Origin of the sequence: Geminisphaera colitermitum TAV2 (assembly GCF_000171235.2) — a bacterium.
Classification (GTDB): domain Bacteria; phylum Verrucomicrobiota; class Verrucomicrobiia; order Opitutales; family Opitutaceae; genus Geminisphaera; species Geminisphaera colitermitum.
Window position 1 is genome coordinate 1 of record NZ_ABEA03000146.1, and the last position, 1,516, is coordinate 1,516.

Consider the following 1,516-nt stretch of genomic DNA (forward strand, 5'->3'; position numbering starts at 1 on the left):
AAACGGACTGCGCGGCGCTGTCGCTCTCCCACTCCGGCAACTCGCGCCCGCCGCCGTCAACCTCGCCGCCCCTTGGACCCTCGCCTTCACTCTCCGCATCGACCCCGCGACCGCTGCCTTCGCTGCCGACACTGGCAAAGACATCCTCCACGTCTTCGACGCCCCCGCCTTCAACTACACCACCAACGCCCGGCAAACCTGGGGATTCTCCATCCGCGCCCGCCGCGAACTCGTCCTCTGGAACGGCGACGGCCAAGGCAAAGTTTCCGCCATCCGCACCGGCCTCAACCTCCAACCCGGCGTCGCCCACACCCTGCATGTATCCATCAATCCAGGACAAAAAAAATGGTCCCTTGCCATCCATCCCGCCGGAGCCCCCGCGCCCCTCCACTTTTCCGATCTCGGCTTTCGTTCCCCAAGCTCCGCCCCCGGCGGCACTCTCATGACCACCACGCTCCACGATTCCGAATCAACCACTGCCGACGGCATCACGCCCGCGCCGCATCCCGTTCGCCTTTCGCTCGATGCCCTCCGTGTCACGCCCGGCATCCCCGCCCCTTCCGTATCCGACCCCATCGCCGCCAATTTCATCCGCAACGCCAGTTTCGACACCCACGGTTCCGGCCAGCTTGCCGACACCCTCTTCTGGCACCGCATGCGCCACATCGACTACCTCCCCCCCCCCTCCGCCGCCCCAACGCCCCCACTCGCCCTCGACCCCGCACAACCGCACAACGACTCCGCCTCCATCCGTATCTCCGGCGGCACTACGCTCTCCATTCCCGTCGAAGTCTGGGAAAACCTCCCCAAACCTCCATGGACATTCTCCATCTGGCTCAAAGCCGACCGGGACGCCGCCCCCGCCCGCCTTGCCATCGAAACCTACCGCTTCCATGACCGCGAAAACAACACCAGCGACATCCATGTCGGACGCACCTGGCAACGCTACGAACTCACCGTCAAGGACTCCCACCGCAACATCCGCCGCCAAGGTCGCATCCAAGGTCCGGTAAACCTCCGCATCACCTCCACAACTCCCGACACTCTCCTCTGGGCCTCCGCTCCCCAATGGGAAAAATCTCCTGCTGCCACGCCCTTCCTCCCCTCCCCCCGCGACCAAGCTCACGCCACCGACACCTTCGCCCTCCTCACCGCGCCTCCCGGCTCCGAATTCGCTCCCGTATCCGTTATCCCGCTACCCAAGCGCAACGGCTCCATCCCTCTCTTCGCCCGACTCTCCAGCGACGCAAAACCCCGCCGCACCGTTCCCCTCACCCTTGGAGTCCCCTTTCCCGCTGGCGAATACGACGGCACCGGCCCACTCACTCTCCGCCGCGAAGACGCGCCCGCCAACGCCCCTGCGATTCCACTCCAAACCGAAATCCTCGCCCGCTGGCCCGGCGACGGCAGCGTGCAATCTCTCGGCCTCAGCTTCGAAGCCGACCTGATTCCCGGCGAAAACCGCTGGCAACTCCACTACGCCACCGCTCCCGCCAACCCTCCCGCCAACACAGCT

The 1,516-nt window shown here is 65.8% G+C and carries 1 protein-coding gene; it reads left to right on the plus strand.

Annotation, left to right across the window (positions count from 1 at the left end):
* A partial coding sequence (locus tag OBACDRAFT_RS16580; protein ID WP_043587567.1) for an RIFT barrel domain-containing protein occupies positions 1-1,516 on the plus strand: 1,516 nt, incomplete at both ends.